This window comes from Chamaesiphon sp. OTE_75_metabat_556 (genome assembly GCF_031378165.1).
GTDB lineage: Bacteria > Cyanobacteriota > Cyanobacteriia > Cyanobacteriales > Chamaesiphonaceae > Chamaesiphon.
In genome coordinates, this window is the sequence record NZ_JANNDR010000013.1 from 1 (window position 1) to 6,045 (window position 6,045).

Sequence of the window (6,045 nt, forward strand, 5' to 3'; positions counted from 1 at the left end):
GGCAGATGGTACTTGGCACAACTGGACGCGCAACCCCAATACCAAACTCGCCTCCCCAATGAGAATCTGCCTTTAGTCTGGGCGCAAAGTTTGTATTTCTTGGGACAACTATTAGACGATCGCTTTTTGGCTCCAGGCGATCTCGATCCACTCGGTAGACATCTCCAAATCGGCAATAAACGCCGCCGGACGGTTCAAATCGCCCTGATTGCTGAAGATGCCGAGTTACAAGCCCAATTGGCTGAATATGGCATCGCCACCCAAACTCCCAGCCAAATCGAACCGATTCAGGTGCGTCAATCTACCGCATTAGCCGCCGCCTATGCCCAAATCGGTCGGAATGATAAACTCGGTCTGACGGGTCGGCCGATCCGACGGCTACGGAGTTTGACCACTTCGCGCATATTTACGATTTGTGGCGAGACGATCGTCTTTTTACCAGCATTTTTAGATCGCCAACAGTTTTATTTGACATTTGATTACCACTTCCTGATCTCGCAAATTAAGGCTGAGATTGCCTATATCAGCGAACAGTGGACGCAGTTGGGGCGACCGACATTGACGTTGTTATTAACCAAATCATTATTACAAGAAGGTCAAGATGAATTTCAAGGTCAACAATATGCATCGCCATTACTCGAATTAATTGCCGAACTCAAGCAAGGGAAGTGTAATGGTGTGCCAATTCGGATGGGTGCTCTCAATCAATTAAAATTGACGGCTGGTACTGAACGCATCGATGACTTACATGAATTTAATTTCGATCGCACGGCGGTCAATGCATTGGTTCCACAGCATTATTATCTGGCTTATGCTCCCGATGGCAATCAACCATTAACCAGCAATCAGGAATTTTTACTCGAAGCTGAAACGAGGGTGGCGATCTTACTCAAGCAATTACGCGGATCGAATAATCTTTACCAACAAATCGAGCTGTTACATACTTTAAGTAAATTAAAGGGATTGGATTTTGTGACGGGGTTCGGTGGTGCTAGTACCCAAGTAACGATCGCCAATTTAATCGATGAAGTCTACTTTAAAGCTGGTAACTTTAGCAATCGACCCCATTGGGCGATCGTCCGGTATGCAGCGGGATTATTAACTAAGGTCGAAATTAGTCTATCCGATGCTGTCACTGATATTTTAATTGACGGCAAACAAATTACCGTCGGCATGGCTTACAGTGAAGCGGCTCTAATCGATGCCCCGATGTCGCATACGGAGATTGCTGAGAAAATCGATAAATTCTGTCGTGAAGACATTCGCGATCGCGTATTGACCCAGGAAATTATTATCTATCTAGGTTTATTAATTAAATCCCAGCCGACCTTAGTTAAAGGTTTACTAACACTCCGAGTTGGTTATTTAATTATCCTACTTACGAGCGAACTGGCGATCGAATTGGGGATTACTCAAGATGCCGCTTATGAAAAATTGATGGAATTGAGTCCATTTGAAATTCAAACTAGATTGCATCACGTCCTCAGTGATTATCAAGGTTTGGGGAATACCGTCTTTCAACGCGAATCCTTACATCTAAGTCAAGCTCAAGAGCGAATTGAATGGATGGTGGAAGCTGTCGATCCGATCATCAATAAAGTACCATCGCCGCCGATCGATTGGCGGTATCAACGTCGCAAAGATGGGGCGATCGTGAGGGTCGATCGAGATTTTTATCCCAGCATCTGGCGACTACTGGAACATTGCAAAGGCATTACGATCGGCGACAAACTCGAAAAACGCAATCGACTCGATAGCGAAGTTATCTTGTCAGAAATGACACCAGGTGAGAAAAACTTTGCCCTACGAATCGAACATTTGCTCAATAAAATTGTGGCACCAGAATATCGGCAATTAAATATTGAAGCACTGATGGTGTTATCGGCTTTATCCGAACGCAATCCCGATTTGGATATCGAAGAATACATCGTCCTAGATGTCTTGATCGGTCATGCGGTCAGATTGGCTTGGTTGGATGTCGATCTACCCAAAGTTACCCTCTCCCAACTCGATCGGTCGGCGTTCGATTCGGCTAATTACGATCGGTATAAATCATTTGCTTGGAGTGCCTTTTATCAGAGTTCGCCCCAGGTGTGTGCGGATTATCTGGTCAAATCGCTGCAATTCTTGAGTCAAATCGCAGCAGAAATCTAATGGCTGTTGGCTGAAAAATATTGATCGGATTGCCAATTGCCGATCAACAATTAACGGCGCAACCGATCGGCAGGATTGTAGACATCAATCTGAACATTTTGGTGGAGTTTGACTGGAGCCACGCTCATACCCGTAGAGCTGCTAGTGCCCCCACTAACTTGCTGATTGCTTTGACGTTGCTGATTAGCTCTATCCGTGCTGCCAGTGGTGCTTTGGACGTTGGTCGTACTGACTGAATTGCCCACACAGTTGCCAGTGCTACCTTGGCGAACTTGATTGGTGCGATCGGTCGTCTGTCTGGAACCATTAATCGATACTTGGATATTCGTATCATTCATCACGCATTGCGCGCTGGCGGGGGTAACTTGGTAGATGGCAAAAGTCGTCGATAAAGAGGCTAGAGCTAATAGCCCCGGCGAATAGCAGGAAGATTTCATAATGTTGGAATCGGAAGTAATCTTGATGGGGACTACATCCCAAAGCTAGATAATTCCGTAAATTTATCCCCAAATCACCACAGACTAATTTCGCACTCTTAGCTGTAAATGTTGCTATCGCCTGCTCTCGTGGGAATTTTAGAAGTAGCTATTCACACATCCCACTACGGGCAATTGTCCCATGCTCAATTCAGACCAAGACCTACACCTTCAATCGAATCACCATGTCAGTAGGTCTCGATCCTTACAACAGCCCCCGATCGTGGCTGAATTGAGCAGCGATCAATCCTCTACCATGCCGATCTTTGCCGAAGCTACCGCACTGGCAGTTCAACTGACAGAGGCACCAGTGGCGATCCTGACCACGATCGCCGGAACGGGCTACCAAATTGGCTCGATCGCTGGTTTAGGTCGATTGAGCGCGCTGCCGAGCAATCCCAATTTACAATTAGAATTAGCTGGGCTGGAGTACTGCCACGATTGGATCGTTAACAGTCACAATAGTTTGAGCATCCCAGACTTTCACCAACAACCACCGCTAGTGCAGTCACCCCTGTTGCGGGTGCATGGACTCAGAGCTTATCTGGGCATACCAGTCATCACGGCGGCACGCGATCGGATCGGCGTACTGGCAATTTTAGATTTTAAACCCCGCCACTTTAGCGATCGCGATCTTGAGTTACTATCAGTGGTCAGCCGCTTGCTCGCCAGTGAATTCGAGCGCAAATTATTGAGTCAAGCCCAGCTCGATCGTTCGATTGGCGATCTTCAGTACCGAGCGACACCGAGCGAGTATGGAGCGGGTGATGTTGACATTTTCCCTAGCTTAGAAACTGTCGAAGTTGCGACACCACCACATCTGGCAATAACCAACGATCGAGTTCGCAGTGAAACTCAATTGGAGTTATTAACTCATCTCGTCCACGAACTTCGCACCCCATTGACTTCCGTTTTGGGGATGGCCAGTGTCTTGCAACAAGAAATCTATGGCTCATTAACTGGCAAGCAAAAAGATTATTTAGGAATCATCCATCAAAGCGGTCGCCACTTGGTCGAGATCGTCGATGAAATCTCTCAACTAAGTGGTTCGATTAGTGGCGCAGTGCCATTAACCAGTCAACAGTCACGCCCACTCACGCTCAAATTGGTAGATCTAGAGATGCTATGCCAATTGGCAATTCAAAGTCTCGAACCGATCGCTGCCAAAAAACAGCAACAGATCGTCCTCGATCTGACGGCCAGTGAGATCGTGCCCACTCCAGACCGACGGTGGTTGCTCGATAAAGATCAAGTGCGGCAGATTGTTTATTATCTATGTCTGAGTGTCAGCCATGCGAGTGCTGTCGATCGACAAATCTCGATCCAGCTTATTCATCTTCCCGATCTGCTCCAAATCCAGATTACTACTAACGATCCTGGTGCAATTAGCTCCATACCAGAGCCGATCAAACTTGACAAATTACCATCGATCGATCGGTTCGCCACCCCCATACCGCCAGATCCTGCGCCGGATCTCCGCATTAGATTGGGATTATCGCTCAGTCATCTCCTGGCCGCAGCGCATGGCGGTCAGATCGAACAGACTACCGACAAGTTGGGTTATCGACTCTCACTACCCCAGCTTGCCGCTCTGGGAGCAGTCGATCCAACCCAAAATTAGGCAGTCCGAGTGAGAGTATTGTTGTGCTGTTAAGCTCTGGGATTCGGTGTTTACACCGATCTTACTTCGAGCTAGTAAAGGGTATGCTAGAAATCAACTATCGATCGCGTAAATCATCTAAATCAGCATTAGGCAACCCCATTTGAGTGAGTTGCTGTTGTAGATTGAGTGCTATCGATCTAGCTCTCAATCTCGATTTTTCAAATACCAACAGCAAGTCCAAATTGATCGCCTGAGCATGAGTAAATCGTGACTTACTGGATCGATCGAAAAGTTGGTTAATTAGCATTCCTAAGTCGATTTCGATCGCCAGATCTAGTTTTGAGAGTAACCATACTTTTTTTCTCCACCTTCAAGTATTTAGTAACAGAGCGGTATGTCTGAGACCACTTCCCTACCCACTGACATCATCAATCATCGCGATCTTCTCCGCTCTGCTAAAACAAAGTATCAAGCTCGCGACTATCATGGAGCGATCGCTGATTACATGCTAGCAATTGCGAATCATCCAAAAGACGCACTAGCTATTTGTTGTCGCGGGGCTGCTTATTATAAATTAGGTGACGGCTACAATGCGATGAACGATTACAATCGCTCGATCGCGCTCGATCCGACCGCTGCCAGTACCTACTATCGACGTGGTTCCTTGTATTATTCGATCGCCGATTATCAAAATGCGATTGGTGACTACAATCATGCCATCAAACTCCAACCCGATTTTGCCTTTGCTTATTCCAATCGGGGCTATGCTTATCGGGAATTGTATGGCGAACAAGAAGCCCTGATCGATTGGCGATTTGCGGCCAAATTATTCAAAGAACAAGGTAATTTGGTTCAGTATCAACATATGACCGATCTGATCGATCTGATTACGGGGATTGATAGTTCGGCATCTGGAATGTTGTAATTACTAATTGATTCCCGATCCCGACTTCAAGTTACTCGCAAGTGGTAAATTTATCCCTTTATAACAAATATGATAGGCTGGTAGCTGGCTTCAGATCTACATTACTGCAACCATGTCATCATCCACCGCCGAAATCAAACTGCTAGTTTTAGACATTGATGGCACGATCGCCGGCAGATCGAATCAGGTGAGCGATCGAGTCAAACAAGCTGTCAAAGCTGCCCAAGCGCAAGGTGTGCGGGTGGGGATTGCCACTGGCCGCATGTATAAATCGGCCTTGCGCTTTCATCATGAAATCGGTGCTGATGTCCCCATCATGGCTTACCAAGGTGCCTGGATTCAAGATCCCAGCACGGGGACGATTCATCGCCACTCGCCCGTCCCGATCGATATCGCGCGGGAGTTAATCGACTACTTCGAGCAGCCCGATCTCCTCGATCGCTTGTCGGTGCATGTCTACCGTGATGATTGTCTGTATGTCCGCAAGATTGACTCTGATACCGAACTATACATCGGCCGGAGTGGGATCGGCGTCACCCCGATTGCCGATTTGCGACAAGCTTTAATCAATCGCCCGACCAAAATCTTGGCGATGTCTGAAGATATCATGCTGATCCAGCAGCTACTAACAGATCTGCGGCAACGCTATTCTCCAGCAGAATTACATGTCACCACCTCAGTCCCGATCTTCCTCGAAACTACCCAATCGGGTGTCGATAAAGGTAGTGCGATCGACTATGTTGCCAAAAATTTACTCGGCATCACTGCTGAAAATGTCCTAGCGATCGGCGATAACTATAATGATGTCGAAATGCTCGGCTATGCCGGAATCGGTGTAGCAATGGGTAATGCACCCAGTGATGTCCAGTCGATCGCGGATTGGGTGG

At 47.1% G+C, this 6,045-nt stretch carries 5 protein-coding genes; 4 read left to right on the forward strand and 1 reads right to left on the reverse strand.

The genetic code is table 11. From position 1 onward, the window contains the following. Positions 1–2,154, forward strand: a 2,154-nt coding sequence (locus tag RMO27_RS00420) for a glycoside hydrolase family 15 protein (RefSeq protein ID WP_309727988.1), incomplete at its 5' end; no start/stop codon positions are given. Between the two features lie 50 nt (positions 2,155–2,204). Here the strand turns inward: RMO27_RS00420 and RMO27_RS00425 are convergent. Next, positions 2,205–2,591 carry a hypothetical protein gene (locus RMO27_RS00425; RefSeq protein ID WP_309727989.1) on the reverse strand — a complete coding sequence of 129 codons (387 nt, stop codon included), beginning with the start codon at positions 2,589–2,591 and terminating at the stop codon, positions 2,205–2,207. A 181-nt stretch (positions 2,592–2,772) separates the two neighbouring features. On the opposite strand from RMO27_RS00425, the gene RMO27_RS00430 reads away from it, so the two are divergent. The 3 genes from RMO27_RS00430 to RMO27_RS00440 all read left to right on the forward strand — a co-directional run. Further along, entirely contained in the window at positions 2,773–4,251 is a 1,479-nt protein-coding gene (locus tag RMO27_RS00430; RefSeq protein WP_309727991.1) for a GAF domain-containing sensor histidine kinase, read from the forward strand. Positions 4,252–4,627: 376 nt separating this feature from the next. Beyond that, positions 4,628–5,158, forward strand: a complete 531-nt coding sequence (locus RMO27_RS00435; RefSeq protein ID WP_309727993.1) for a tetratricopeptide repeat protein — start codon at positions 4,628–4,630, stop codon at positions 5,156–5,158. Between the two features lie 112 nt (positions 5,159–5,270). Further along, on the forward strand, positions 5,271–6,045 hold a 775-nt coding region (locus tag RMO27_RS00440), incomplete at its 3' end, for a Cof-type HAD-IIB family hydrolase (RefSeq protein ID WP_309727994.1).